A 25579-nucleotide genomic window follows, 5' to 3' on the forward strand; every position below is an offset into this window, starting at 1 on the left:
CTTACCGACTCGAGGGGGCATGACAGGTCCATTCTCCCACCTGGGAGCCTGGCCTAACACACAATCATCTCAACGAACGACCAGTCCAGGATAGGTCTCAGGAACCTGGAACCAAAGTCTCCGTCACCCACTCAGACACGCTTTTGCTGACTGAATCGAAATTGACGCCTACCATTAGCGCCTGTTTTCCCAGGTACTTTTCCCCATATCCAGCACTTTTGATCTGCTCCAGGGCTTCCTGAGCCGTTCCATCTAACTGAAATTCAAAAATGAACACCTGCTTCTCAAGTGCAATCACCGTGTCCATCCGCCCTTTGCTGGTTTGTACCTGGCTCAGGGTGGGCAGGCCAGTCGACATCAGCATCAGGTGCATCAGAGAATTGAAAAAAGCTTCTTTCCTGGGGAAAATTTCATAGGGGACCCCGGCGAGAGTGGTGTTCACCTGTGCAAAAAAGGCTTCCCAGTTCTGTTTCTCCAGAGCTGTCTGCAGCCTGGCCCCTAGAATTTCACTGTACTGGGGTCTCTGGATGTACTCATTGAGCAGCCCCTGGCTGAAAGCCTGCCGCACTTCCTCGTTGGGATAGGTCAGGTCGTACAATGTTCCACCAGCGGTGTGTTCAATGTTCTTGATGGTCAAATAACCCGTCTGAAACATTAAACTGATGGGACTGAGAAATTCCAGATTGGCTGTTGTGAGGGTAGAACCTGGAGCCGTAAAGTGTTCAAACTCGAAAGGGGTGTATCCTTCCTGTTTGACCAATTTGAGGAGGAAGGTGGGGGTGCCCGTTTCGTACCAAAATCCCTTAAATCCAGGGTTTTGCAGAAAGACCAACATGCTGAAGGGGCAATATACCTTGCACTGACCATCCCAGGAATAGCCGTTGTACCACCGCCTGAGCATCTCCCAGTAAGACTCATGCTCCATTTTCAATTGTTCCTGAGCACGACCATGATACTGGGCAAAGTCCCGCTGAAGTTCTTCGCGGGTGTAGCCACACAGTTCACTGAACCTGGGATCCAGCGTGGCGTCATACAGGTTGTTGAGGTCACTGAACAGACTCAGTTTGCCAAATCTGGAAACTCCGGTCAGGATCACCAGGTGCAGGTGCTCATCCAGCTCCTTGATACTCCCATACACACTTTTAAGTAAATCCTGATGCTCTTTCAATTTCTGTGGACTCTCCAGAAAGTCCACCAGCGGTTTGTCGTACTCATCGATGAGGAGCACCACTTTTCCCTGTTTGGAAAGCCCCAGGATCAGGTCGCGAAAGGCCAGTCTAGCGGAGCGGTTGCTGATGGTCAGACCAAACCGTGCAGCCTGTTCCTGAAAATAAAGCATCAGCCCAACGCTCAGGGGAAGTTCCAGCGACTCCACTCCAGGGAAATTGAGGTGCAGGACTGGGTGCGATTCAAAATCATGCTGGTCGTGAATCCATAAACCTTCAAAGAGGTGCTTCTTGCCTTCAAACAGGGCCTTCAGGGTGCTGATGGTCAAGGACTTTCCGAAGTGTCTGGGACGGGAGAAAAAATAATACCCCCCCTGAACGAAAGGCATCATGTGCTGTGTCTTGTCCACATACACATAACCCCCTTCCCGGAGTTTCTGGAAGTCCTGAATGCCAATCGGAAGCTGCATGAACCCAGTTTAACACCTCATGGTTTGCCGTTTCTCAGCGTACTTTTTCTGCCTTTTACAGGCAGAAAGTGAGTGAATCGATGAGCAGACGTAGAAAAGGAATCGGAAGCCTGGTGCACAAAAACGGACGCTGGATTGCCGCCTCACCCATATGGATATCCAGGGAAAACAGGTGCGCAAAACTGCCACGTTTACCTCAGCACAGCAGGCTGAAATCTGGCTGGCAGAACATCAAAAGCTGCAGAATCCGCAAAATTGTGTGATCAAGGTTTTGCGTTACCCATGGACTCAAAAGGGTCTGAAAAATCAGGGGATCTGCTGGCAGGATGATGTCCGTCAAGTTTCAGGATCAGGTCTGTTTTTCCATTTCTGCTTGCAATTGCAATTCCAGGCTGTCCAGCAGCAGTTCTATGCCGTAATCAAACTCTGAACCGTAACGGTATCCCGGTTGCACCACCTGCTGCAGGGTCAATTCCACAAAATGGGGATACACGTCTGCGGGCATGTGCTGCAAAACGCCGGTCACCATCTGGTCTTTTTCGGCTTCGTTCTGAAAAGGCAACTGCACCTCCTGCATCACAAAACCATAAATGTAACTGTCCAGCAGAGACAATGCATGGGCGGCCAGAGCCACCGAAAAACCCCCCGCCCTGAGGCATCCCAGGGTGTCATTCAGGTGCCTGAGGGTCATGGCTCCGGGTCTGGAGCGGGAGACCATCAGGGCGGTGGCCCAGGGGTGCAAAAGCAGCACTTCCCGCATGCGGTAAGCCCGGTTGCGCATGGTGCCTTTCCATCCTGGGTCGGATTCCTGCCAGGCCATGTCAGCAAAGATCTGTTCGACCATGCCGTCCAGAATGTCTTCCTTGCCAGGAATGTGGTGGTACAGGGACATGGCTTCCACCCCCAGGGTCTGGGCCAGTTTGCGCATGGTGAGGGCTTCCAGGCCGCCCTGGTCGGCAAGTTGCACCGCCACCTGCAAGGCCCGTTCGCGGGTCAGGGGAAGTCGGGAGGTATGGTTTTTGGGGGGTCTGGGCATTCAGGGCTCTCCTGTGGGTGTGTGGATGCTTGACAATCTTACACTGTATGGTTATCGTACATGTAAGCCTTACGTTGTAAGGTTATCGAATTTTCCGTCTCAGACCTCCCACAAAAGAAAAGTCTGGCAGGGTTGACCTGCCAGGAAAGGACCCCCATGCACCCCCACCGCACCACCGCCCCCCTGATTGGACTGCTGTTTCTGGCCGCCACCGCCACCTTCCTGACCAGCACCCTGATCCTTGACCCCCTGCTGAAACCAGGAAACGACCTGACTTTGCTGCTGGGCAACCAGCAAAATGTCGTCCTGGCTGTCTGGCTGGCCCTGCTGGACGGACTGGCCATCCTGCTGATTGCCGCCTGGATGTCCCCGCTGCTCAAACCCTTTCATCCTGCCCTCGCTGCAGGCTTTCTGGGCTTCAAAATCGCTGAACTCTTTGCCATTTTGCTGTACTGCCTCAGTCCCATGCTGCTGCTCACCCTGGCTGGGCAAACCAGCACCACCCCACCCGAGACCCTCAGTGCCCTGCAAAGCCTGCTGATGTCCATGCGGTCCTGGTGCCTGCAAATGCTCTACCTGTTCAACGGAATGGCCGGAGTGATGTTCTGCGTGCTGCTGCTGAAATCCAGATGGATTCCCGCTGGGCTCTCCAGCATGGGACTGCTGGGCTATCTGGGCCTGCCCATCGCTGTGGTGCTGCACACCACCGGCCTCATGGACACCCAGCAGGGGGCAGGCATGCTGTTTTTCGTTCCAGGCGGACTGTTTGAACTGATTTTGCCTTTCTGGCTGTTTTTCAAAGGCTTCAGGCAGGTGAAAACACCCCTGCAGAACTTGCAGGGGACAGGGGGGTAAAACCTCCTGGAGGCTTGTGGGCTGGAACGCAATTTCGGGGCACCAGAAAAAGCGACAAAACCACACCCCGAAACCCTGAGCAGCGCATAAGATGGTCCCATGCAACTCATCGGTGTCGATCTGGGTCAGGCAGAGCTTATTGAAGGGGCAGGCAAATCAGGCCTGACGGGCATTTTCAAACGTCCCGTCCTCACTCCTGTGCACGTTGGTGCGCTGGGTCTGACGGGAGACACCATCTGCGACACCCGCAACCACGGCGGACCGGATCAGGCCGTTTACGTTTATGGAATGCTGGATTACCAGTGGTGGGAAAATGAGCTGGGGGTGCCCCTGCTTCCGGGAACGTTTGGCGAAAACCTCACCCTGTCCCATCTGGCTTCCAGCAATCTGCTGATCGGGGATAGGTTTGAAATCGGAAGTGTGGTGTTGGAGGTCACCTCTCCCAGAATTCCCTGCTCCACCCTGGCCGCCCGCATGGGGGATCCCACCTTTGTCAAACGCTTCCGGGCAGCTGAACGTCCAGGGGCTTACTGCAGGGTTTTGCAGGAAGGCACGTTGCAGGCAGGTGATCCTGTGACACACAGGGTTTATCCGGGAGAACCCGTGCGGCTGAACCAGCTGTTTGAAGATTTTTTTGAACCACCCCGGGACCTGCAAAGGATCCGCAGGCATCTCGCAGCTCCGGTGCACCATGAAGTCCGACAGGACCGTGAAAAACAACAGGCCCGACTTCTGGCTGGACACTGAGCTGTGCAGAGGGCTCTGGTGGTGCTGGAGCCATTTCTGGGTGCACAGATCCGTTTGAGGAGATCACTCAGCTCAGCGTTGAGGCCAACCCGGAGGCACATCCTGCCAGCTTTCCTGCCGTCCATAAGGCAGCAAATCCATGTATCCAAAGAAGCTGGACAGGCTTTCCACTCCACGCCCTGAAGTGGAGTAGGTGAGGTGTGGCACCCCGTCCTGCAGCATGAACACACTGATTCCAGGGACTTCTCCGCCATCTGCAGAGGTCCAGCCCCAGTCCTGGTTGAAGGTGCTCTCAAAAGAAGAGCACCAGGGGGTGCTCCAGCCTTTCTGTTGCTGGTAGGCCAGCAGTTTTTCAATGGGGGCACGGGAAATCCGCACAAAGCTGGCATCTCCACGCGCCAGATCGGTAAGGTGCGGGGTGCCGTTTTCTGCGAAGTGGGTGCAGTGTGGGCAACCCGCCGTCCAGTCCGGGTGAAACATGAAGTGATGCACGATCAACTGTGAACGGTTCTGAAAGAGGTCCACCAGGGTGACGGGTCCTGCATTGCCCTGGAAGGCGTAGTTGTCCACCCGGGTCATGGGCAGGCGACGACGTTGCGCAGCAATGGCATCTTGCATGCGGGTGCTGGCTTTTTCCAGTTTGAGCAAACTGCTGCGGGTTTGCTGCCAGGTTTCACGGTCCACAATGGGGGGATGGGCTGGGTTCCGGGTCATGGGTTCCTCCTTGAAGCAAGTGGATGTGGCAGTTTGAAAGTTGTTTTTGTCTGGTATGTACATTGTACACCTTACTCTGTTTATAACAGAATCACAATCCCTGAAGCGCCTCTGGCTGAAGCCAGGAACCCTGGCTTTTCCTGCCCGCAGGTCCAGCACACCAGAAGCGGTCTGCAGCGTTCAGGAGAACCCTGCAGACCGCTTCTTTTTGACAGGTTTCTTCGTGCCAGCTTTTTTTCTGGCCTGCTGGTAAGCCTCCCGAAAACGGGCTTTCATCTCAGCTGCAGCAGCCTGCACCAGATTGGCAGGAATGCGGGCCGCTTCCCACTGCTGCAGGTGTGCTCGCAACACCTCCTTGAACGCCCTGAGGTTGGCATGCCAGCCCAGGTCCAGCTGAACATCGGGCTGGTAGCCTTCCAGTGTGGTCTCCAGCATTTTGCGTTTCTGTTCCAGTACCTTTTCCCGGCGTTTCGCTCCGCGGGCCAGGGCCTGCTGGGCTTTTTCGTACAGCACATAAAAGTCTTCGGTGTCTTCCAGTTGCTTGATGCGCTCCTGGGCATAGAGTTTCACCGGATGCTGCACTTTGCGGCTGCCGTACCTGCCCGGAATGCGCAGAAGGTTTTCTTTCTCGGCATCATGCTCTGGCACCAGTTTGCGAATCAGCGTTGCAGTCCAGCCACGCAGTTTCAGGTCATGGGTGGTGAAGTAATCCTCCTGATAGGACCTGTCCCGAAAGAAGGGCTTTTCTGGGCGTTCCGGGGGCATGCTTTCAGCATAAGGCAAGGGCAAACCCGGCTGTGCAGATGTCCACTGCTGGCAAGAACCCGGGTTTCCCTGCCCGGGCAAAAAAATGCGACTCCAAAGGGCAGCAATGGGGTTGTGAAAACATCAATAAAATTGGTGTCTTTTCCCACAGGCCTTCTGGCCTCTCGAAATCCTTCGACAAAATTTTTCCAGTCCAGAAAAATCTTTTTCTCCAGACCTTAAAGCCCTTACCGAACTGAAATCCAGATCAACACCAAAACATTTGACTTTAAACAACAATTCCCATTAGAATCAGAAGCACCTTCTTCAATCCATCCCCCACAGGCATCCCCCATTCCATGCAGACCTGCATCAGGAGGAAACATGACTGCCACCCCTGAACCCACCCCAGAAACCCCCATCACCCCCTACGACACCGCTGAAATCATGGGAGCCCTTTACGGTCCCGGATTTGCTGGCCTGAAAAGCGCCTTCCCTGTTCCCTGGGTGGATGACCTGCGCGAAGACATCGAACGCCTGTATCTGGAAGCCCTGCAACGGCCTGGAGGCGCAGTGGGACGCGGCCCCAGACGCCACTACGTGGAAATTCACCCGGAAGACATCCGGGGGTTCCTGCAACTGGTCACCCATCCCTGGGTGCAATTCGTGTGCGAAACCGTGCTGGGTCCGGACTACAAAATTGTGGAAATTGGCTTTGACGTGCCCAATCCTGGAGCAAAAGACCAGCCCTGGCACCGCGATTTCCCTGCTCCAGAGGACACTGTGAAAGGCCGCCGCCTCAATTCGCTGGCCTTCAACCTCACCACCGTGGATGTTTACGAAGACATGGGGCCTTTTGAAATCGCTCCAGGCACCCAGTGGGACGAGGCCAGCCAGTTTGAGCATGAGATGTTCCCTCCCAAAACCTTCTACCCGCGTTACCTGGAGCGTGCAGAACGCAAGATGCCCAGACGCGGAGACATCTCGGTGCGCTCTGCACTGACCATCCACCGGGGCACCGAGAACAACTCCGAGAAATCCCGCCCGGTGCTGGTGCTGGGGGTGGATGCGCCCGGAGCCAACAACCACGAACGGCACGATCTGCAGTTCACCCGTGCCTATTACGACACCCTTCCAGAAGACCTCAAAAAGCACCTGCTGGGCCGCATTGTGGACGAACTCGAACCCATCCACCAGGGCCACACCATTGAGGGCCTGATGATGGGCGAAGCCTGAGTTCAACGCTGTCACCCTCCAGCCAGCAGCACCCAGCAGGGATCTTTCTTCATTTCACGCCATGCCAGAAGGGCCAGATTTGAGGGGCTTTTTCTGGATCAGGATCTCCACCCTTGCCCCTTCTTCCAGCACCTCCACCCGATGCCCGGTGTCTTCCAGCCTTTGCAGCAGATAAACCGGTCTGCGCACATGGTGCACCAGCAGGGCCTGTCCCGGACCGAGCTCTTCCAGTGCAGCCAGCACCCGCATCATGGGCTCGGGGGGTTCCAGGGTTTCCGGGATGGTGATTTCCAGATCAAACCTCCAGCCTGTACAGGGGGTCTCCGAGGGGTTGATGGGCTGCAGTGAGGCCTCCTGTGTTTCTGCTTGCCGGTAAAAATGCGTCCTGTAAGCTGCTTCTGACCGCTCACACCAGGCCACAAAGCCTTTCCTGTGCAGGGCCAGATAGAGGGGCACAGGTTCAAAGGGAGCCAGCAGCAGAAACTGCTGGCCTGCAGGGACACGGGATGTCACTTTCTGGATCTGGCTGAAAGGCTCCTCTCCACGTTCCAGCAGGGGTCGCACATCCAGTTCAGCCGCCATCTCCGCATGGATCCAGGCTGGAACAGGGGTGCCCAGCAGTGAACCGGAGGAAGCAACATCCGCCCTTCCTGCAGGAGCCTGCCCCAGGGCCGCCAGCAGTTTGCCCAGCAGGTCAGCCACTTCAAGGCCTGCCATGCCTGCAGCCTGCTGCACGGTCACCAGCTTTGGCATGACTTTCCTGAGCACGGGGTTTCTCAGTTTCTCAAAAGCAGGGCTGGCCGAAATCAGGACAGGCAGCAACTCTGGATGGTCCTGCAGCACCTCACTGATGCGGGTCTGGGCTGTGATCATGGCTCCTCCAAAAAAGTCAGGCCCCTGCAGCGCACTGCACGGACCAGGGTTTCAGGCTCTGGAAATTTTGACCCGCCACACTTGCGGGCCACTTTCCAGGTACTCCCATTCAAATGTGCCGGGACGCTCGATCTGGAACTGGTAGTGCAGTGGTCTGGGATCGTGGTCATTGACCAGTTGAAAGCTGCTGCCACTGTCCAGTCTGTCAAACAGTGTGAAAATGCGGGGGTGGCGGTCTCTGGGGTGGATGGTGCGCACATCGAGTTGTTGCAACTGGGCCTCCGGGGTGGTTTCTGGCATGGTCTTCTCCTGACCCTGAGTGTGCACCTTGCAGGCAAACCCTGACCATGACCTGGGTCATGGCTGGGCACGGCTGCACTTTCTAGACTGGGCTCAGGAGGAGGGACCATGATTGCCCTGGCCACCAAAAACACCACTGCCCCCTATCAGGTTCCCGCTGGATTCGTGCTGTGCTCCAGCTTCTTTCTGGTTGCTGCAGTGCTGCTGCTTGCCCTGCACCCAGACGCTTTCAGCAGTCACCTCCATCCTGTCACGCTGGCTTTCACCCATTTGCTTTTGCTGGGCTTCGGCACTGGGATCCTGATCGGCAGCATGCACCAGCTTGTCCCGGTGATCCTGGAGATCGGTCTGGTGCGGGCCTGGTGGGGTTACGCTGTGCTGGGCTTCTGGGCGGTGGGGGTGCCCGTTCAGGTGATGGGTTTTCTGCAGGATCAGCCTGCCCTGATTGCCGCCGGAGGGGGTCTGGTCAGTGCGGCCCTGCTGTGGTTTGCCGTGCACATGCTTCTGGTGTTCAGAAGCACCCAGAAATGGAGTGTGGTGGCCACATCCCTGGTGTGGGTGACACTGCATTTGCTGACCACCCCCGCTGTGGGCATGGTGCAGGCCCTGACCATGCAATTTGGCAACTACGATCCAGCCAGACTGCAAACCCACGCCATCCTGGGGCTGGTGGGGGTCTTTCTGATCTCCATTGCAGGGGTGGGACACAAGCTGATTGGGATGTTCACGCTGTCCCACGGGGTGAAGCCCCGGGTGCTGGGCATCAATTTGTGGGTGCTCAACTTCGCCATCCTCAGCGACCTGATCTGGCCTGCTGCAACACTGCCCCTCCTGATGCTCGCCGCCCTGCTGATGGCACTGGACGCCCGCAACCTCATTGCAAAAAGGGTCAAGAAGCAACTGGATGTGGGGGTCAGGCATCACCTTCTCGGTCTGGGCTTTCTGGTGTTCAGTGTCCTGCTGGCCATGCTGGGGTTCTGGACCATGGCCCTGGTGGGATTTTCAGGATTTCTGTTGCTGGTGATCACCGGAATGCTCTACAAAATCCTGCCTTTCCTGGTGTGGCTGCACAGGTACTCCGGTCAGGTCGGTCAAACCCAGGTGCCCACCCTGAAAGAGATGTTCCAGGAGAAAACCGCCGGTCTGGCCATGTGGCTGTTCACGGCTGGGATTGTGTTCACGGCCCTTCACCCTGCAGGCTTGTGGCTCATTGCTGCAGGCCTGATTCCTTTTCTTGGGTTCCTCACGGAGGTCATGCATGTCAGAAAACCTTAAGGCCCTCGCTGGTATGCTCTTGCACAGCGTGCTGGATCCCGAACTGGGCATCAGCATCGTCGATCTGGGGCTGGTTTATGGTGTCGATTTTGAAGGAAACACCCTCAGGGTCACCATGACCCTCACCACACCAGGTTGCCCCTTGCACGACACCCTCACGGATGCCGTAAAGCGCACCCTGGACCGCCTGCCCGGAGTAGAGCAGGTGCAGGTGGATCTGGTGTGGCAACCCGCCTGGACCCCTCAGCGCATCACCCCGGAAGGCAAACGCCTGCTGGGCTGGAGGTAAACATGCTGTCCCTGGAAAACCATTACGACCTGATCGGGGGCCGTGCCCCTGTGGAACACCTGGTTCGCACCTTCTATGTGAACCTCAATGAAATCCCCGAAATGAAAGCCGTCTTTGACGGGGTGGTGGAAGAACCCGCAGCAGAGTGGTGGGAAAAGCACATCCAGAAACTCACCGACTTCTGGGTGGGGGTGTTGGGTGGGCCCAAAAACTTCAGGGGTTCTCCTCCCATGGCCCACCTGCCTCTGGGGCTTTCCAGCGACCACTTCAACCGCTGGCTTGCCGTGTGGGAGCACACCTGCGAGCAGACCCTCCCGGAAAAATCGGCCATTTTCCTGATGGAAGCTGCGGGCCGCATGCGCATGGGACTCCAGCACCACCTGGGAATTTCCTGATTTTCCGTCTGCAGCCAGTTCCTGCAACTCCTGCGCTTTGAGCACCCACACTTTGCGCCCATCCAGCTGGATCAGGCCCTGCCGGAAAAATTCTCCCAGTTTGCGGCTGATCCGTTCTGGCACGGTGCCCAGTTGGGCCGCCAGGGTGCCGTTGGTCCTGTTTCCAGCCTGGGTCCAACCCCATCCCCTGCTCTGTTTCGAGGGCCTGTCTGGGCTCTGGTTGGGATTCCAGGGTTTCACACACGCTGGACAGGATTGCAAAAACCATGTGTGGTGTTTCTTCATCATATGGGCCAGGGGCTGCAGTCACCCTGGAGCAACACCAATTTCCCCTGAATCCACTTGTGGTAAATTTGCAGCATGGATCAAGACCCTCAGCTGAACGAAAGTCCTGCCGAAACCGCCAGCAGGGTTCACAAGAAGTGGAACACCACCACGTGGTTCTTTGGGGTGGGTGCTGTCGCTGCTGTCTTCATAGGGGAAGATTCCGAATTCAAGACGCTTGCTTTGTTGACGGTGTTCGTTTTGCTGGGCCTTTTCTTTTACTGCCTCATGGCTGCTGCCCGAATCAAAGCCCACCTGATCCAGGATGAATTTGAACTGGTGATCCGAAGGTATGGCTGGGTTCTGGGTCAGAATCCTTGACCTGTGGCCATCAGGCCACAAAAACGGGCCGATGCAAGTTGAACCCCAACTGTTCTTTCTGATGGCTCACAGCAGTCTGCCTTCCAGAATTGAATTTTCATGGTGCAACAGGGCATTTTTGTGGTGGTTTTTGAAAACCACCGAAGGCCCGAGCGCAGCCGCCCTTGATGGGGTGACGCATGGAACTCCAGCGCCAACTGGGGATGTCCTGAGTTTCATTCTGCTGCCAGTTCCTGCAACTCCTGCGTTTTGAGCACCCACACTTTGCGCCCATCCAGCTGGATCAGGCCCTGCCGGAAAAATTCTCCCAGTTTGCGGCTGATCAGTTCTGGCACAGTGCCCAGTTGGGCCGCCAGGGTGCCATTGGTGGGCAGGGTAAAGCCGTTTCCCTGCTCTTCTTGCAAGAGCAGCAGGGTTTCTGCCACCCGTGCCCCCACCTCCCGGAAAAACAGACGGTCCAGCAGGTGCATCAGTTCGCCCTGCTTGCGGGCCTGGTAGCGGATCACCGATTGGGCCAGCACGGCATTGTGGGTGACGATCTCCATGAATTTCTGGCGTTCCAGGGTCAGGACCATGCTGTCTTCCAGCGCTTCACAGGAGGCAGGAAAAACCGGGCGATCCAGAAAAACCGCCACCAGAGCCACAGCGCGGTAGGGTTTTTCCAGGTGCAGGGTGATCTGCTTGTTGCCTTTGATGCCTTCCTTGTACACCCGCAGGCAACCCCGGACCACAATGTGCACCCGTTCCACCGGGTCGCCCTGCAGGAAAAGCTGACTGCCCCGGTCAAAATGCTGTTCGCGCATGGCTTTTGCCAGGTCTGCCAGGTCCTTTTCCTGCAGGCCCTGAAAAATGGGGGTGAGGGACAGCATGCGGGGGATGTCGGTCAGGGAGGGGGTTTGCAACAAAGTCATGGGGCTCCTCTGGGCAGGGAAAAGCCGACTGCCCTGAAACCATTGTGAATCTGATCAGGACCAGCTTTTGTCCCTGAAGAACCGGAAAGTCACCATTTTCCGCTGCCCCTTTGCCAGACTGCTGCTGCGTGACTCCAAAGAACCCCCGATGGAACTGATGAACGTCTACCACAACCAGATGCAGAACCTCCTGGGCCTCACAAACCGGAGGTGTTGCCGTCCTTTGCAAGCTGCAAGTGCTCCAGCAGGTGTTCCAGGTCAGCCCGCACCTGCTCTTCTTCCCAGAGCTGTTCCATGTGATAAACCGGGCCGGAAAACTGCAGCAATCTGCCTTCTGTCTGCAGCACCTCCTGCAAAGGCAGCAAAATGGGAAGGGCCAGCACACCCATCTCCCGCAAAACCCCCAGCACCCGGTCAGGATGGTTTCCCTGCCGCAGCACCCGCAGCACATCCGCAAAAACCAGCTCAGGGCTGTGGGTGATCTGCCACAGGGCAGACACCAGCCTGTCCCCCGGCCCCACCGAAGGCGTGCGGAACAGGTTCTGGTACATCGAGGTCAGCCATGTCAGAAGGTCTCCCTGCCAGAAACCCTGGTCCTGCAGCAACAGCAATGCGTCTGGCACCAGGTGCCCGTACAGCAGGGAATCCTGGCTGTGGGTTTCTGGATCCAGCAACGACCAGGCCACCTGTCTGGAAGTCTCCCCTTCCTGCTGGCAGAACCACAGCACCCGTGCCGCCTGCAACCGCACATCGGGCCAGTCATGCTGGCAGAGTTCATAAAGCCGCGCCGTTGCCGCTCCATTGAGGGGAAGCTGCAACCCGGCCAGGGCAGAGAGCACCGGGATCAGCACCACAGCCTGGGCATTCCACAGGTGGTCAGAGAGCACCTGCACGGCATCCTGATTGCCTGGCCTGTTCTTCAGCAAGCGGGCAGCCAGATCCACAACATCTGGATTTTGCAGCAAAGGGATCACCTGGGGATCCAGCTCACGGAAAGAAGGATGCAGGTCAGGCAGCCTGGCCAGCAGCAAACGGATGGGGTTTTTTTCAGGCAGTTCAATCCCCTGCCCGACCTGCCAGTGGCCCACTTTCACCTGTGAAGGGTCTTGCAGAACGGACCTGAAGGCCTCCAGAAAAGGACCGGCCTCAGACTGCAAAAACACCAGAGCGTGGGTAGCCACAAATAGACCCCACACATCCTCCTCTTCCAGCAGACGCTGAAAGTGCACTGCAGCAAGGTCCTGGTTTTGCTGGGACAGGGCCAGAACCGCACAGCCCCGCAGGTAGGGATCCTGATGGTCCAGCAGACGTTGCAGTTCAGGCCGGGCCTGTCGGGCAAAACCCCCGAAGGCAGCCAGAATCCGGGCAGACATGGCCTGCACCCGCACATCGGGATGCTGCAACGTCCCGGCCAGCACAGGAACCGCCAGTTTCACCGCGGTTCGGGAAGCAACCATCAGGTCTTCCAGCCCGATCAGGAGAAGCAGGGCGTCTTCTGTTTCCTGCCACAGGGCGTGCTGCAAAGCTTCAATCCTGGCAGAAAGTTCAGGGAAGGTGAGCGGGATCTGTTCCATGCGGTGTCCCCTCCGGGTGCTTCATGGGATGATCTTGATGGTCAGCCACCTGAGGACCGTCCCGCTTTTCTCATTCTGGCGGGCCAGCACAAACACCAGAACCTGCTCACCCGAAGCCCGCGGCAACACCCGGTAGGTGTAGGTGATGTCAGACACCGTGGACAGGTAACCATGGTCTCCCAGCGGTGTGGATTCGCGCCGCACCAGACGCACTTTGTTCAGTTCGTTCAGGGCATACCAGCTGCGGCCATCTTCATTGGGGGTTTCCTGCAGGTGAACCCGAAACACCTCTCCAGCATGCAAGGTGATGGACGCTGCATCCTCACCCACATCGGTGATTTTCTGTTGCAGTGAGGACCCTCCGCCTGCCCAGGCTGGGCCTGCTCCGAAAGGCAACAGAACCACCACCAGCACTTTCAGCCACTTTGCTGCCCACGCCATCTGCACATTCTTCATGGTTGCTTGTATCCTTTCATTAGGGACGAGGTGCGATAGATCGCATGGTTGCGGGCTTTTCGAAGCCGTCCAGGAGTCAGGGCCGTCGCACTTCTGGAGGTTTGATGGATTTCTGGTGCACGGCCCGTCCGCACTGAGGTCTGCCTGTCTTTTGTGCGGCCTGGCTTTCAGAGCAAAACCAGACGGGAGAACGCCCTTCCATGATGCACCATTTTCACAGGTCTGGGTTCAGGTTTTCAGGTGCAGGTTTTCAGACAGAAGGTTTATCCTGAAGACCAGCAGAGGAGGCCACCATCACTTCACTTTCCAAATGGCAGGACCTGGTTCCCGGAGAACTTCCCACCCGTTGCCTGAGGCTGGATTTCAGGGGTTTTGACCCCAGGTCTGCCCTGATGGATTTCCCCTTTGCAGGCCTGGTGCGGCTGGAGGCAGGTCAGAGCAAGCAGCCCCTCTTTGATTTTGACCGCACGTTTTATTTTTTCGACGTTCACAGCATCCCGAAAATCAGGGCCGAACAGAACCATTACGGGCCTGCCTTCGCGCTGGAGCTTGGTCCTGACTGCCTGTTGTTCGAGGAGCACCTTCTGGAGCAGGAGGTGTGCCAGCACACGGCAATGGCGTTGCTCGGCCACCTCACCCTGGACCTCGGGGTGCAGTTCAGCTGGCAGGCCCATTCGCACGATCCTGATTCTGGACAGCACAGCGAAGTGAGGCAGGGCACAGAGCAGGACCTGCTGTCCCTCTGGGACGCCTGAGCGCTGCACTCACTCCATTGCAGAGACCTTCAACCCTGATCCTTCTGCCATCAGGGCACGCAGGGTGGCCCGGTTTCGTCCGGTGTGCTTGCTGTGATAAAGGGCTTCATCTGCAGTTTGCAGCAAAACAGAAGCCGTGACCTGGTCGCAACGGGAAGCCGCCACCACCCCCACACTGAGGGTGATGTGCCCTGCCACCTCAGAAAATTCGTGCAGCAGACCCAGCTGGGTCATTTTCTGACACAGGCGTTCTGCCAGCTGTCTGGCCTGGACCAGTGAGGTGTTGGGAAGCACCATGGCGAATTCCTCTCCTCCATACCGGGCCACCACATCTCCTGCACGCTGGAAAGTCCCGGACAGCACCTCGGCCACTTTCTTCAGGCACACGTCCCCCTGGGGGTGACCATAGTGGTCGTTGTATTTCTTGAAGAAGTCGATGTCGCAGAGCATCAGGGTGAGCGGCTGGTCTGAGCGCTGCAGGCGGCGCACCTCCTGCTCAAGGCGTTCATCGAAGTGGCGGCGGTTGAAAATCCCGGTCAGTCCGTCTCTGATGGTGAGTTCCTGCAGGCGGCTGTTGGCCTGGGCCAGCTCCTGGGTGCGGGCCTCGATGCGGGCCTCGAGTTCCTCGTTGGCGCGGCGCAACTGTTCGGCCTGATCGCGGTTTTGCAGGTTCAGCTGGGTGTTGGTGAACACCAGTCCAGCGCGTTCCACCAGGGTGTGCATCATGGCCTGTTCTTCGGTGCTGAAAGGGTCCAGGGTGCTTCTGTCCAGGCGCACGGTGCCCTGCTGGGTGCCGTGAAAATTCAGGGGGATTTCCAGTTTTTGCACTGCTTGCTGGGCTGTCCCTGCAGAGAATTCCTCCAGGGGCACATCGGCGGGATCACCCAGGTGCCAGACCGTCACGGTGCATTTTCCGCCCAGCAGCAAAGCTCCGTGGTCTGCCACCGCCTGCAGCAGCAGGGTGCCGTTGAGGTTGCTGTCTGCCAGGGCCAGGCTGAAGCGGTCCATCACCTCCATGCGCCTGAGGCGTGCCTGTCCTTCCAGCTCCACTTTTTTGCGTTCGCTGATGTCGCGCCAGAACAGAATGGCGTGCTGTTCGCTGATGGCCACCATGCGGCTTTCCAGGGTGCGTTTCCCCAGTTGCGGGTGGTCCAGGGTGAGTTCCTGGGTTTGCATCCCGTCTCCTGAGAGCACCCAGCTCAGGCGGTCCAGCACGTCCTGCGCGTCGTGGTCCTGCAGGTACTGGGTGACCTTGTGGCCCAGCCAGTTTTCGGGTTTGATGGGCCAGCCCACCTGTTCACCAATGTTGACGTCCTGGATGGTGGTGTCCTGGGTGACGCGGAACACCACGTCTGGCAGGGCGTCTAAAATGGCCTGATTGCGGGCCTCGGTGATCTCCATGGCCTGCTGGATTTTCAGGTGCTGCACCTGCTGGGCCTGGATTTGCCGCACGCTGCGCCGGTGCATGCTGAGGATGCTGAGGCCCATCAGGTAAAACGTCAGGGTGTAGACCACCAGCACCAGTTCCGAATGGGTTCTGGAGAAGGGGGGGTCAGACACCGGATGGTTGGCCAGCATGAAGCCGGTCAGCAGGGAGATGCCCAGCACCACCTGTCCCTGCCGCATGCCCAGCAGCACCGAGAACCCCACCACCACCAGCGGCCAGCCCAGCAGCACCGGTGAGGAGAGGCCGCCCAGCAGGTGGCTGTAGATGCCCACCGTGACCCACAAACCCGTCAGGGCGGTGAGGCTCAGCCAGTAAGGTCGGAAATTCTGGCAGCGCAGGTGCACGCCCAGCAGCACCAGCAGGGTGAGGGCAGTTGGGAGCACCCAGATCCATTGCAGCGTGAAAAAAGCCACCTGCAGGGCGGTGAGAAAAAGCATCACCCCCACCACCAGCCACACCATGCGGTAAGCCAGTTGGGTTTCGTGTTGCTGGTCTGTGTTCACCGTCCTGCACCTTCTCCAGCGGGGGTGGCAGCAAGTTGGCTGGCCCAGCTGGACAGCAGTTCTGCAGCTTGCGGCGCGGCCAGCGGCCTGGACAGCAAATAACCCTGCACCCTTTCACATCCGGCCTGCCTGAGCCAGGAAAGCTGCTCCTGTTCTTCCACGCCTTCTGCGACCACGCTCATGCCCAGGTTGTGGGCCATCTGGATGATGGTGCGCACCAGTTCGCTGCATTTGGGGTCTTCCAGCAGGCGCAAGATGAACGAGCGGTCAATTTTCAGGCAGGAGGCTGCAAATTGCTGCAGGTACCCCAGCGAGGAGTAACCGGTTCCGAAATCATCGATGTGCAGTTTCACACCCAGTTGCTGCAGTGCGCGGATGTTTTCCAGCACCACCTCGGCCCGTTCCAGCAACAGGCTCTCGGTGATCTCCAGGTTGAGTTGCTCTGCAGGGAATCCGGTGTCCTGCAACACCGACTGCACCCCTTCCAGCAAATCGCCCCGGGTGAATTGCACGGTGCTCATGTTGACGTTCAGGGTGAGTTTCTGGCCTTCCGGGAGGTGCTGCTGCCAGTGGGCCACCTGCTGGCAGGCCTGTCTGAGCACCAGGCGGTCGAGTTCCACAATCAGGCCGCTTTCTTCGGCAATGGGGATGAACTGGGCCGGGCTGATGAAGCCACGCTGCGGGTGAATCCAGCGGGCCAGTGCTTCAAAACCCTCGATTTTTCCCTCTTGCAAGCTGATGATCGGCTGGAAGTGCACCGTGAGGGTCTGTTCCCTGAGGGCCTGCCGCAGTTCGGTTTCCAAAATTGTGCGGGCACTGACCTGGTGGTGCATGTGCACCTCGAAAATCCGGTGCTGGCCGCCGCCTTTTTTCTTGGCCTCGTACATGGCGATGTCGGCATCGCGCAGCAGATCCTCCACCTGGGTGTAGCGGGGATCTCCGGTCACCACCCCCACACTGACCGTGGTCTGGATGTGGTGGCCGCACACCTCAAACGGCTGTCCGAGTTCCCGTTGCAGGCGCAACACCACCTCGCTGATGGTGTGGGACTGGGAGACGTTGCTGAGCAGCACGGCGAATTCATCGCCGCCAAAGCGGGCCACCGTGTCGTAGGGGCGCAGGATGCCCTGCAGTTTCTCCGCCAGGGTCTTCAGGAACAGATCGCCGGTGCGGTGCCCGTAAGTGTCATTGATTTTCTTGAAGCGGTCCACATCCAGAAACAGCACCGCGTAATCGTGCTGGGCCTGCGGGTGGTGGATCACCTGCTCCAAATGCGCCTGAAACAGGGTTTTGTTGGCCAGTCCGGTCACCTCATCGTGCACCGCCAGGTACTCCATCTGCTGGCTGAGTTCGGCCACCTCGGAGGCACTGCGGTCCATGTTTTCCCGCAACTCCAGGGTGTATTTCTGCTGTTGCTGGTTGAAATGGATGTGGTGCAGACCCGAACTGAGCAGGTATTGCAAATGTTCGATGTCCACCTGCTGGGCCTGCAGGCTGTCTGCGAGCAGCAGTCCCAGGTGGGTGTCCCGCACAAACAGCGGCAACACCAGCAGGTGCGGCACCTTCAGCAGGTGTTCCCACAAAGAAGACGCGTTTCCCTGGTTTTCGTGCTGGGTGGTGAAAAACACCCGCAACTGGTCGTCCACCTGCGGACCCGGCTGGGGGTAAAGGGCCACCGCAATGCCCTGCATGTGGTACCACTGCAGGTAGCGTTCCAGGTCGCCGCGCAGGCTGCCCCATTCGGTTTGCGAGATCAGGCTGAGTTCCAAGCGGTGCAGGTGGCTGGGGTTGCGTCCGGGGGTCAGGGCGGCCCGTGCGGTGCGGAAGTGCTCGCGGCGCACCAGCATGTTGCGGGTCTGGAACACCACCGAGCGCAACATGCTGAGGTTTTTGGCAGGCAAATCCGCGGCCAGATGGGCTTCCAGTCGGGACAGCAATTTCAGGGCCTGGGTGTCCTCGTAACCGGAAGGGTGGTCTTGCAGGTGCCGCTGGAAGGGGTCCAGAAACAGCTCAGGGGATTTGCAGGTCACGGCCTGTTGCAAACCTTGCAGGAGGTCTGCAGGCAAATCCATGGACCGCCAGGGATCCTGGGCGGAAAATTCCGGGGTGAGGTTGCGGCTGGAAGCCCGGATGACCAGTTCGCTGTTCAGGATGCGTTTCTGGGGGTAAACACTGCCCTGCAGGTGGTCCAGCAACAGATCTGCTGCCTGCCAGCCCTGCTGAAAAAGCGGCTGGCGCACAGTGGTGAGAGGAGGATCGCTGTAAGCCGCTCCCGGAGAGTCATCGAAACCCACCACCACCACATCCTGCGGCACCCTCAGACCGTGCTCTTGCAGGGTGTGCAGGACCATCAGTGCCATCTCGTCGTTGGCGCACACCACCGCTTCAAAATCACGTGTGACACCCAGCAATTTGCGCATTTCCTCTTCGGCACGGGGTCCGAAGAATTCGCCCTGCAGCATGTGCTGCTGTGCTGGGTTCAGTCCATGCTGCTGCAGCATGCTGCAAAACACCTCTTCACGGTCGCGGGCATCCTGGTTGCCCTCGGTGCCTTTCAGGAACACAAATTTGCGAAATCCCCGGTCAGACAGCAAATGCTGCATCATCAGGGTCATGCCAGAACGGTTGTCGACTTGCACCACCGAACAGCCAGCGGTTTCCCGGCCAATGGTGACCACCGGAAGCCCACTCAGGCGCTGGTAAAAGTCCTGCAGTTGCTGGTCGCTGGAACGGTGCCCCAGGCTGGCCGCGCCAACAATCACCCCCAGGTGGTCTTCGGGGCGCAGCAGCTGGTACACGTCGTTGGCATGCTGAAAAGTGGGATCTGTGGGGTGCAGTTCACGGCCCACCAGCACCACCGAGGACACCCCGGCCTGATTGAGGCGGGACTCAATGCCCCGCAAAAGCTCCCTGTGGTACTCAAACACGCAATCCAGCAAAACGGCGACACTGCGGCGGATGGTCATGGCATACCCCGTTGACTCTTATCCGTGGACTTCTGAAGCGATGAGAGACTGACTTCAGTTTAGGCGCAAAGCCTCACAGCTTTCTTGCTTCCCATTGTCAGAAAAAGCGAATTTTCAGCGCTGGGGAAGGATCTGGGCGCAACTGCCCCGCACAATCAGTTTGCCGGGAAGCAGCAGGTGCACCGGAGTGTGCCGTCCGGCGATGCTGCTCAGCACCTGTTCGACCAGCAGGCGGGCCATCTGGCGGATGGGTTGTTCGATCACATCAATGCCCGGTTTCACCCTGGCCGTCCAGGGGTAATTGTCGAAAGCCAGCAAAGAAACATCCTGCGGAATGGACTTCCCAGCATCCTCAATGGCCCGGTGTGCTCCGATGGCCTCGCTGCCATTGAAGGCAAAAATGGCGGTGGGGGGCTCTGGCAGGGACAGCAAATAATGGGTGTAATCGTAGGCGTCCTGTTCGCTGTAATGCACCATGCGCTGGAATTCTGGCGGGATCTGCAGTCCGCGTTCTTCCATCAGGTGCTTGAAGTGGTAAGCCCGCCATTCGGGGTACAGCCGGGCGTCAAAGGTGCCCAGTCCAGCAATGCGGGTGTGTCCCAGGCTCCACAGGTGTTCCAGCCCGATCCGCACGCACTGTTCATGGTTCAGCATGATGTAATCGAAGGGGCTGTCCTCCAGGTGGTGGTCCACCTCGATGATGTAGGTGCCTTTTTCCTGCATCTTGAGCAGGTATTCGCGGTTGCCCGGACCATAAGAGGGGCGGATGATCAGGGCGCTCACCCGTTGCCCGGCCAGGTGTTTGAGGTTGTTCAATTCAATTTCACTGTGGTATTCGTTGTCTGCGAGCAACAGGCCATACCCCGAGTTGCGCAGTCCCCAGCCAATTTCACGGGCCATTTCAGCAAAGAACGGCTCAAGAATGTCTGCAACCAGCAAGCCAATGGTGTTGTTTTTGCCTTTGCGCAATGCGCTGGCGGTCAGGTCCGGCTCGTATTGCAGTTCGGCCACGGCCTGCATGACCTTCTGCAGGGTCTGGGGGGTGAGCTGTTCTGGACGGGTGATGGCCCGTTTGGCCGTGCTGGGAGAAACACCGGCCCTCTTCGCAACGTCGTTGATGTTGGGCATGGTTCCTTGACAGTATTCCCAGAATGGACACGAAGTCAAGAAATGTTCAGATGTTGTTATTGCAATTTTAAGGCGCTTTCGGAACAACTGGGAATAGACAAAATTCACACAATGTGCCACACTATGAGCACGAGATCAAACCCATACGAGACGGCATAATTCTCCAGCCTTACAAACAAGCGCCTGGAGGGTGTTGCCTACACTATTTCCCTGCGGGGGAGGAGCAAAACATGAAGAAGTTTGCCGCCTTAAGTCTGGTGCTCAGCCTGGGATCTGTTGCTTTCGCGCAAACCACCATCACCATTGCCACCGTGAACAACCCTGACATGGTGACCATGCAGAAGCTGACCCCAGAGTTTGAGAAAGCCTACCCGGACATCAAGGTCAAATGGGTGGTCCTCCCCGAAAACGAACTGCGCCAGAAAATCACCCTGGACATCGCCTCTGGTGCAGGCACCTTCGACATCGCCACGGTGGGCGCTTATGAAGTGCCGATCTGGGCCAAGAACGGCTGGCTGGAACCCCTTGGGCCACTCTTCACCAAATTCCCCGACATCAAGTCTTCCTACGATCTTGATGACATGCTCGCTCCGGTGCGCAAGGGCCTCTCCTACAACAACCTGATCCACGCGCTGCCCTTCTACGCAGAGTCCAGCATGACCTTCTACCGCAAAGACCTCTTTGCCAAAGCCGGTCTGAAGATGCCCGTAAAGCCCACCTGGACCCAGATCGAGCGTTTCGCCAAGGCCCTGCACAAACCCGCACAGGGCCAGTACGGCATCTGCCTGCGTGGTCTGCCTGGCTGGGGTGAAAACATGGCCGTCTTCGGCACGGTGATCAACACCTTTGGTGGCCGCTGGTTCGACATGAACTGGAATGCCACGGTAAACACCCCCGCCTGGAAAAACGCCATGACCTTCTACACCAATCTGATCAAGAAGTACGGCCCTCCCGGAGTCACCGGCAACGGCTTCACCGAGAACCTGACCCTCTTTGCCCAGGGCAAATGCGGAATGTGGATCGATGCCACCGTGGCTGCAGGCTTCGTGACCGACCCCGCACAATCCAAGGTGGTGAACACCGTGGGCTTCGCCAACAGCCCCACCGGCCCCGGCACCCCCAAAGGCAGCAACTGGCTGTGGATCTGGTCCCTGGCCATCCCCAAGAGCACCCAGCATGAGAATGAAGCCTTCAAGTTCATCACCTGGGCCACTTCCAAGGACTACATCGAGCTGGTGGCACAAGAAAAAGGCAACTGGGGTGCCGTGCCTCCAGGAACCCGCAAGTCCACCTATGCCAACCCCGAGTACCAGAAAGCCGCAGGTGCCTTTGCCAACATCGTTCTGGACAGCATCCAGCGTGCCGACCCCACCAACGCCACCAAGGACAAGGTGCCCTACACCGGCGTGCAGTTCGTGGCCATCCCCGAATTCCAGGCCCTGGGCACCCAGGTCGGACAGTACCTGGCAGGCGTCCTGAGCGGTCAGATGACCGTCGATCAGGCCCTCAAACAGAGCCAGGCTGCCGCAGACAAAGTCTCCACCGAAGGCAACTACAAGAAGTGAACCTCTGGGAAGGGTGCCTCTCCTGCATCCTTCCCGCTCCATCAACGTCCTCCGCGGCACGGGGCACCTCCTTTCATCCCACTTCCTCGCCGCTGTGAAACCAGCCCCATCCACCCCAACATCCCCGGCTGGTTTCACCCGACTGGAGGGCGGTTTTCGCCCTCCCCTTTTTGTTTTCTCTTCGTTTCTTCCCGCAGACCCACCCCACGGGGTGCAACCCGGAACCCTCTGAGGAGGACAGGATGCTCAGCAACCCAACCACCACCCAAAAAACCCCTCAACAGAGGCAGCCGGTCAATGTCCCTGCGGTGCTGCTGGTGCTGCCCGCGCTCATCTACCTGATTGTGACCACCCAGTTGCCGTTCCTGATGACGGTGTACTACAGCTTCTTCAAGTGGAACCTCACCATCCCCGGAGACCGTCCTTTCATCGGGCTGAGCAACTACCTGTCCCTGTTCACCGACAGCCAGAATTTGCACGTGATCCTCAACACCATCGTGTTGATGCTCTCCGTGGTGGTGCTGACCGTGGTGATTGGTGGCGCAGTCGCCATGCTGCTCAACCGCCGCTTCCTGGGCCGTGGCATTGTGCGCACCCTGTTCATCAGCTCTTTCCTGGTGATGCCTGTGGTGACCGCCGTGGTCTGGAAGAACATGCTGATGAACCCCGTTTTCGGTTTCTTCGGCTGGGTCAGCCAGCAACTCGGGCTGCCTGTGGTGGATTACCTCTCGACCTACCCCATGCAGAGCATCATCACCATGGTCACCTGGGAATGGACCCCTTTCGCTGCTTTGATCCTGCTGACCGGTCTGCAGGGCATCCCTGAAGAACAACTGGAAGCTGCCCGTCTGGACGGCTGCAACCCCCTGCAGGAATTCTGGTATGTGATCATCCCCAACTGGATGAAGTCCCTGGAAGTGGTGATCTTGCTGGAAACCATCTTCCTGATGCAGGTGTACGGCGAGATTTACACCGCAACTTCTGGCGGTCCTGGCATCTCCACCACCACCATCCCTTACTTCATCTACCAGAAAGCCTTCGCCGAGTACAACATCGGTCTGGCTTCCGCTGCCGGGGTGATCGCTGTGCTGTTCACCAACCTGGTGGCTTCGGTGATGCTGAGGATCATTGGCCGCAACATTCAGGGAGGCCGGGCATGAGTCAGGTCAAAGAAGTCACCAAGAGTCGCCAGAACGAGCAAAACCGCAAAATTGTGCTGTCCGTCCAGAACAGCCTGCTCACCCTCTTCACCTATCTGGTGCTCTTGATGTTCCTGTTCCCACTGATCTGGATGATTGTGGCAGGCTTCAAAACCGAAGCCCAGGCTTTCGCGACCCCTCCAGTGTTCTTTTTCACCCCCACCCTGGAGAACTTTCAGGGTGCGCTGGAAACCTACGCGCCTTTCCTGAAAAACTCCCTGATCATTGTGGGCGGATCCACGCTGCTGGCCTTCCTGCTCGGGGTTCCTGCGGGTTTCGCCATGGCCCTGTACCCTGGAGCCAGAACCAAAGGGACACTCCTGTGGATGCTCTCCACCAAAATGATGCCCCCCGTCGGGGTGATTGTTCCCCTGTTCCTGATTTTCCGGGATGCCAAACTGCTGGACACCCACCTGGGCCTGATCCTGATGTTCACCACCATCAATTTGCCCCTGGTGGTCTGGATGGTGCACTCCTACATTTCAGAGATTCCCTTCGGGATTTTTGAAGCCGCCAAGGTGGACGGAGCCAGCATGATGCAGGAGTTCTTCCAGGTCGCCATGCCCCTGGCCCTCCCTGGCATTGCCTCCACCGCCCTGCTCTGTGTGATTTTCGCCTGGAACGAAGTGTTCTTCGCGCTGAATTTGACCTCCTCGGACGCTTCACCCCTGTCGGTGTTCATCAGTTCCTTCAAGACCTCTGAAGGCCTGTTCTGGGCCAAGATGTCTGCTGCGGCCACACTCACCATCGCTCCTGTGATGATTTTCGGCTGGTTCGCCCAGAAACAGCTGATTCGCGGCCTGACCTTTGGAGCCGTCAAATGACCACCTCTGCCACCAGAACCATGCACGCCGCCCTGATCACCCAGCCTGGAGTGATCGAGTACCGGGAGGTGGAGCTTCCAGAACCCCAGGCTGGAGAGGTGCGCATCAAAATCCTGCTCACCGGGGTGTGTGGAACCGACGCGCACCTTTTGGAAGGCCACTTTCAGGCCACTTTGCCCCTGATCCCTGGCCATGAAATTGTGGGCGTGATCGATGCTGTGGGCAAAGAGGTTCAGGGCTTCACCGAAGGGCAGCGGGTGGTGCTGGACCCGGATTTGAACTGCGGAACCTGCATCATGTGCCAGAAAGGCATGCGCCACCAGTGCCTGCACTACGAGGCCATCGGGGTCACCCGTGCAGGTGGATTTGCCCAGTACGTGGTTGCTCCGGCCAGCGTGGTTTACGATGCGAGCGACCTGGAACCTGAGGTTGCAGTGTTTGCAGAGCCGCTGGGCTGCGTGGCCTGGGGCATCACCCGCCTCAGGCCCGATCCGGGCAGCACCGCCCTGCTGTACGGAGCTGGAGGGATTGGACTTTTGCTGATGCAGGCGTTGCTGGCCTCCGGCGTCAGTGAAATTGCCGTGGTGGACACCCAGCCTTCCCGCCTGCAGCTTGCGCAACAACTGGGGGCAAAACACGCTTTCCTGGCTTCCAGCACCCTGAATGAAGAACTGAAGGACCTTTACCCTTACGGTTTCGATGTGGTCACTGAAGCCACTGGAGTACCCCGGGTGCAGCAGACCATGATTGATCAGGCGATTGCAGGAGGGAAAATCCTCATTTTCGGGGTGGCCCCGGAAAACGCCAGAATTGAAGTGAGCCCCTACGAGATCTTCCGCAAGGATTTGACCATTCTGGGCAGTTTTTCTCTGAACAGCACCATTCCACTGGCGTTGCGCTGGATGCGTTCGGGTCAGGTGCAAGTCAAAGAGCTCATCACCGACACCCTGCCATTGGGCAAACTGCATGAAGCCATCGGGCAGAAGATTGCAGCTTCTGCAGGATCCATCAAATCCATCGTTTCTCCTGACCTCTGAACCTGCAACACAAAAACAAGAAAAAGAACGAGAAAAAGAACAAACCGGGCAATGCCCGGTTTGTTCGCTATACATAGGTTTGACTTCAATCAAGGAGTGTGGATTTTTGTCTTTTCAGTCATTCGGTGGTGCTGGTGGGTTTCGCATTTCAGTGCCCAGTCGGAATTTCTGGAGGTGAAATCTTTTGGAAACGGATACGTGTCAATACAGCACAAGTCGATACATACAGAAGAACAGCCTTTCCAGAGCACTGGCCTCCAAAACCAACCGAGAACAGTATGACATGCACAATTTAATGGGTTTTAATGTCTGTACCAGACGTGGTTTTTTCTCTGGCGCAGAGATCGAAGGGGTTTTTAACTGTCTGTCGCAAAAGATACATTTTCCATGGGGTGCAAAAATTGAGATGGTCTGCCTGCATTGCAGCTGGACACCTTTGGTGGGCTCTCAGAAACAGCATAGCTTGACC

The 25579-nt window shown here is 57.7% G+C and carries 24 protein-coding genes and 1 pseudogene; 12 read left to right on the forward strand and 13 right to left on the reverse strand.

From position 1 onward, the window contains the following. Nucleotides 1–97: 97 nt before the first annotated feature. Nucleotides 98–1636 (reverse strand): PD-(D/E)XK nuclease domain-containing ATP-binding protein, encoded by a 1539-nt coding sequence (locus tag IEY52_RS18015; RefSeq protein WP_189004984.1) that lies wholly within the window; start codon nucleotides 1634–1636, stop codon nucleotides 98–100. Nucleotides 1637–1985: 349 nt separating this feature from the next. Next, entirely contained in the window at nucleotides 1986–2672 is a 687-nt protein-coding gene (locus IEY52_RS18020; RefSeq protein WP_189004986.1) for a TetR/AcrR family transcriptional regulator, read from the reverse strand. A 156-nt stretch (nucleotides 2673–2828) separates the two neighbouring features. Here IEY52_RS18020 and IEY52_RS18025 point away from each other — a divergent pair, with 156 nt between their 5' ends. Together IEY52_RS18025 and IEY52_RS18030 are read left to right on the forward strand one after the other, a co-directional pair. Continuing rightward, entirely contained in the window at nucleotides 2829–3527 is a 699-nt protein-coding gene (locus IEY52_RS18025) for a DUF4386 domain-containing protein (protein WP_189004988.1), read from the forward strand. Nucleotides 3528–3626: 99 nt separating this feature from the next. Continuing rightward, entirely contained in the window at nucleotides 3627–4274 is a 648-nt protein-coding gene (locus IEY52_RS18030) for an MOSC domain-containing protein (RefSeq protein WP_189004990.1), read from the forward strand. 72 nt (nucleotides 4275–4346) lie between these two features. Here the strand turns inward: IEY52_RS18030 and IEY52_RS18035 are convergent, their stop codons facing one another. Beyond that, complete coding sequence (locus tag IEY52_RS18035) at nucleotides 4347–4988, reverse strand: DUF899 domain-containing protein (RefSeq protein WP_189004992.1); 642 nt, start codon at nucleotides 4986–4988, stop codon at nucleotides 4347–4349. Between the two features lie 180 nt (nucleotides 4989–5168). Further along, nucleotides 5169–5753, reverse strand: coding sequence for a hypothetical protein (locus IEY52_RS18040; RefSeq protein ID WP_189004994.1), 585 nt, complete (start codon nucleotides 5751–5753; stop codon nucleotides 5169–5171). 363 nt (nucleotides 5754–6116) lie between these two features. Between IEY52_RS18040 and IEY52_RS18045 the strand changes: the two genes are divergently transcribed. Continuing rightward, nucleotides 6117–6968, forward strand: a complete 852-nt coding sequence (locus tag IEY52_RS18045; RefSeq protein WP_189004996.1) for a phytanoyl-CoA dioxygenase family protein — start codon at nucleotides 6117–6119, stop codon at nucleotides 6966–6968. 54 nt (nucleotides 6969–7022) lie between these two features. On the opposite strand, the gene IEY52_RS18050 is transcribed toward IEY52_RS18045, so the two are convergent. Both IEY52_RS18050 and IEY52_RS18055 read right to left on the reverse strand, forming a co-directional pair. Next, nucleotides 7023–7841, reverse strand: a complete 819-nt coding sequence (locus IEY52_RS18050; protein WP_189004998.1) for a DUF2249 domain-containing protein — start codon at nucleotides 7839–7841, stop codon at nucleotides 7023–7025. A 51-nt stretch (nucleotides 7842–7892) separates the two neighbouring features. Then, the gene (locus tag IEY52_RS18055; RefSeq protein WP_189005000.1) at nucleotides 7893–8141 is read right to left on the reverse strand and encodes a DUF2249 domain-containing protein; all 249 of its coding nucleotides are present in this window, start codon (nucleotides 8139–8141) and stop codon (nucleotides 7893–7895) included. Nucleotides 8142–8249: 108 nt separating this feature from the next. On the opposite strand from IEY52_RS18055, the gene IEY52_RS18060 reads away from it, so the two are divergent. The 3 genes from IEY52_RS18060 to IEY52_RS18070 are packed head-to-tail and all read left to right on the forward strand — an operon-like array spanning nucleotide 8250 to nucleotide 10100. Next, complete coding sequence (locus tag IEY52_RS18060) at nucleotides 8250–9416, forward strand: hypothetical protein (RefSeq protein ID WP_189005002.1); 1167 nt, start codon at nucleotides 8250–8252, stop codon at nucleotides 9414–9416. Then, nucleotides 9400–9705, forward strand: coding sequence for a metal-sulfur cluster assembly factor (locus IEY52_RS18065; protein WP_189005005.1), 306 nt, complete (start codon nucleotides 9400–9402; stop codon nucleotides 9703–9705). Before IEY52_RS18060 ends, IEY52_RS18065 begins: the two co-directional genes overlap by 17 nt. Nucleotides 9706–9707: 2 nt before the next feature. Continuing rightward, nucleotides 9708–10100 (forward strand): truncated hemoglobin, encoded by a 393-nt coding sequence (locus tag IEY52_RS18070; RefSeq protein ID WP_189005007.1) that lies wholly within the window; start codon nucleotides 9708–9710, stop codon nucleotides 10098–10100. Between the two features lie 27 nt (nucleotides 10101–10127). Here the strand turns inward: IEY52_RS18070 and IEY52_RS18075 are convergent. Next, nucleotides 10128–10388, reverse strand: a pseudogene (locus tag IEY52_RS18075) (helix-turn-helix domain-containing protein); the annotation flags it as partial. 72 nt (nucleotides 10389–10460) lie between these two features. Between IEY52_RS18075 and IEY52_RS18080 the strand changes: the two are divergent. Next, nucleotides 10461–10745 carry a hypothetical protein gene (locus IEY52_RS18080; protein WP_189005009.1) on the forward strand — a complete coding sequence of 95 codons (285 nt, stop codon included), beginning with the start codon at nucleotides 10461–10463 and terminating at the stop codon, nucleotides 10743–10745. A gap of 215 nt (nucleotides 10746–10960) precedes the next feature. Here the strand turns inward: IEY52_RS18080 and IEY52_RS18085 are convergent, their stop codons facing one another. From IEY52_RS18085 to IEY52_RS18095, 3 genes are all read right to left on the reverse strand, one after another. Continuing rightward, nucleotides 10961–11656: a Crp/Fnr family transcriptional regulator gene (locus IEY52_RS18085; RefSeq protein ID WP_189005011.1), complete on the reverse strand. Its 696-nt coding sequence runs from the start codon at nucleotides 11654–11656 to the stop codon at nucleotides 10961–10963. Between the two features lie 197 nt (nucleotides 11657–11853). Next, complete coding sequence (locus IEY52_RS18090; RefSeq protein WP_189005013.1) at nucleotides 11854–13230, reverse strand: HEAT repeat domain-containing protein; 1377 nt, start codon at nucleotides 13228–13230, stop codon at nucleotides 11854–11856. Between the two features lie 21 nt (nucleotides 13231–13251). Next, nucleotides 13252–13686, reverse strand: coding sequence for a protease inhibitor I42 family protein (locus tag IEY52_RS18095; RefSeq protein ID WP_189005015.1), 435 nt, complete (start codon nucleotides 13684–13686; stop codon nucleotides 13252–13254). Between the two features lie 392 nt (nucleotides 13687–14078). Here IEY52_RS18095 and IEY52_RS18100 point away from each other — a divergent pair, with 392 nt between their 5' ends. Further along, nucleotides 14079–14441, forward strand: coding sequence for a hypothetical protein (locus tag IEY52_RS18100; protein ID WP_189005017.1), 363 nt, complete (start codon nucleotides 14079–14081; stop codon nucleotides 14439–14441). 9 nt (nucleotides 14442–14450) lie between these two features. Here the strand turns inward: IEY52_RS18100 and IEY52_RS18105 are convergent, their stop codons facing one another. The 3 genes from IEY52_RS18105 to IEY52_RS18115 form a co-directional block, all read right to left on the reverse strand. Beyond that, the gene (locus IEY52_RS18105) at nucleotides 14451–16391 is read right to left on the reverse strand and encodes a sensor domain-containing diguanylate cyclase (protein WP_189005026.1); all 1941 of its coding nucleotides are present in this window, start codon (nucleotides 16389–16391) and stop codon (nucleotides 14451–14453) included. After that, on the reverse strand, nucleotides 16388–19357 hold the full coding sequence (locus IEY52_RS18110) for an EAL domain-containing protein (RefSeq protein ID WP_189005028.1): 2970 nt from the start codon (nucleotides 19355–19357) through the stop codon (nucleotides 16388–16390). Before IEY52_RS18110 ends, IEY52_RS18105 begins: the two co-directional genes overlap by 4 nt. A 114-nt stretch (nucleotides 19358–19471) precedes the next feature. Next, on the reverse strand, nucleotides 19472–20485 hold the full coding sequence (locus tag IEY52_RS18115) for a LacI family DNA-binding transcriptional regulator (protein ID WP_189005029.1): 1014 nt from the start codon (nucleotides 20483–20485) through the stop codon (nucleotides 19472–19474). A 230-nt stretch (nucleotides 20486–20715) separates the two neighbouring features. Between IEY52_RS18115 and IEY52_RS18120 the strand changes: the two genes are divergently transcribed. The 4 genes from IEY52_RS18120 to IEY52_RS18135 all read left to right on the forward strand — a co-directional run bounded on the left by IEY52_RS18120 (nucleotide 20716) and on the right by IEY52_RS18135 (nucleotide 25110). Continuing rightward, nucleotides 20716–22050, forward strand: a complete 1335-nt coding sequence (locus IEY52_RS18120; protein WP_189005031.1) for an ABC transporter substrate-binding protein — start codon at nucleotides 20716–20718, stop codon at nucleotides 22048–22050. Nucleotides 22051–22292: 242 nt separating this feature from the next. Then, complete coding sequence (locus IEY52_RS18125) at nucleotides 22293–23210, forward strand: carbohydrate ABC transporter permease (protein WP_189005034.1); 918 nt, start codon at nucleotides 22293–22295, stop codon at nucleotides 23208–23210. Beyond that, a complete protein-coding gene (locus tag IEY52_RS18130; protein ID WP_189005036.1) occupies nucleotides 23207–24073 on the forward strand; it encodes a carbohydrate ABC transporter permease in 867 nt (288 codons plus the stop codon). Before IEY52_RS18125 ends, IEY52_RS18130 begins: the two co-directional genes overlap by 4 nt. Next, nucleotides 24070–25110 carry a zinc-dependent alcohol dehydrogenase family protein gene (locus IEY52_RS18135; RefSeq protein ID WP_229684862.1) on the forward strand — a complete coding sequence of 347 codons (1041 nt, stop codon included), beginning with the start codon at nucleotides 24070–24072 and terminating at the stop codon, nucleotides 25108–25110. Before IEY52_RS18130 ends, IEY52_RS18135 begins: the two co-directional genes overlap by 4 nt. The last annotated feature ends 469 nt before the right edge of the window (nucleotides 25111–25579 follow it).

Origin of the sequence: Deinococcus roseus (assembly GCF_014646895.1) — a bacterium.
GTDB lineage: Bacteria > Deinococcota > Deinococci > Deinococcales > Deinococcaceae > Deinococcus_C > Deinococcus_C roseus.

Coding starts and splice junctions, on each gene's coding strand:
- IEY52_RS18015 (WP_189004984.1), bottom strand. CDS start 1,636: ATGCAGCTTCCGATTGGCATTCAGGACTTCCAGAAACTCCGGGAAGGG.
- IEY52_RS18020 (WP_189004986.1), bottom strand. CDS start 2,672: ATGCCCAGACCCCCCAAAAACCATACCTCCCGACTTCCCCTGACCCGC.
- IEY52_RS18025 (WP_189004988.1), top strand. CDS start 2,829: ATGCACCCCCACCGCACCACCGCCCCCCTGATTGGACTGCTGTTTCTG.
- IEY52_RS18030 (WP_189004990.1), top strand. CDS start 3,627: ATGCAACTCATCGGTGTCGATCTGGGTCAGGCAGAGCTTATTGAAGGG.
- IEY52_RS18035 (WP_189004992.1), bottom strand. CDS start 4,988: ATGACCCGGAACCCAGCCCATCCCCCCATTGTGGACCGTGAAACCTGG.
- IEY52_RS18040 (WP_189004994.1), bottom strand. CDS start 5,753: ATGCCCCCGGAACGCCCAGAAAAGCCCTTCTTTCGGGACAGGTCCTAT.
- IEY52_RS18045 (WP_189004996.1), top strand. CDS start 6,117: ATGACTGCCACCCCTGAACCCACCCCAGAAACCCCCATCACCCCCTAC.
- IEY52_RS18050 (WP_189004998.1), bottom strand. CDS start 7,841: ATGATCACAGCCCAGACCCGCATCAGTGAGGTGCTGCAGGACCATCCA.
- IEY52_RS18055 (WP_189005000.1), bottom strand. CDS start 8,141: ATGCCAGAAACCACCCCGGAGGCCCAGTTGCAACAACTCGATGTGCGC.
- IEY52_RS18060 (WP_189005002.1), top strand. CDS start 8,250: ATGATTGCCCTGGCCACCAAAAACACCACTGCCCCCTATCAGGTTCCC.
- IEY52_RS18065 (WP_189005005.1), top strand. CDS start 9,400: ATGTCAGAAAACCTTAAGGCCCTCGCTGGTATGCTCTTGCACAGCGTG.
- IEY52_RS18070 (WP_189005007.1), top strand. CDS start 9,708: ATGCTGTCCCTGGAAAACCATTACGACCTGATCGGGGGCCGTGCCCCT.
- IEY52_RS18080 (WP_189005009.1), top strand. CDS start 10,461: ATGGATCAAGACCCTCAGCTGAACGAAAGTCCTGCCGAAACCGCCAGC.
- IEY52_RS18085 (WP_189005011.1), bottom strand. CDS start 11,656: ATGACTTTGTTGCAAACCCCCTCCCTGACCGACATCCCCCGCATGCTG.
- IEY52_RS18090 (WP_189005013.1), bottom strand. CDS start 13,230: ATGGAACAGATCCCGCTCACCTTCCCTGAACTTTCTGCCAGGATTGAA.
- IEY52_RS18095 (WP_189005015.1), bottom strand. CDS start 13,686: ATGAAGAATGTGCAGATGGCGTGGGCAGCAAAGTGGCTGAAAGTGCTG.
- IEY52_RS18100 (WP_189005017.1), top strand. CDS start 14,079: ATGGATTTCCCCTTTGCAGGCCTGGTGCGGCTGGAGGCAGGTCAGAGC.
- IEY52_RS18110 (WP_189005028.1), bottom strand. CDS start 19,357: ATGACCATCCGCCGCAGTGTCGCCGTTTTGCTGGATTGCGTGTTTGAG.
- IEY52_RS18115 (WP_189005029.1), bottom strand. CDS start 20,485: ATGCCCAACATCAACGACGTTGCGAAGAGGGCCGGTGTTTCTCCCAGC.
- IEY52_RS18120 (WP_189005031.1), top strand. CDS start 20,716: ATGAAGAAGTTTGCCGCCTTAAGTCTGGTGCTCAGCCTGGGATCTGTT.
- IEY52_RS18125 (WP_189005034.1), top strand. CDS start 22,293: ATGCTCAGCAACCCAACCACCACCCAAAAAACCCCTCAACAGAGGCAG.
- IEY52_RS18130 (WP_189005036.1), top strand. CDS start 23,207: ATGAGTCAGGTCAAAGAAGTCACCAAGAGTCGCCAGAACGAGCAAAAC.
- IEY52_RS18135 (WP_229684862.1), top strand. CDS start 24,070: ATGACCACCTCTGCCACCAGAACCATGCACGCCGCCCTGATCACCCAG.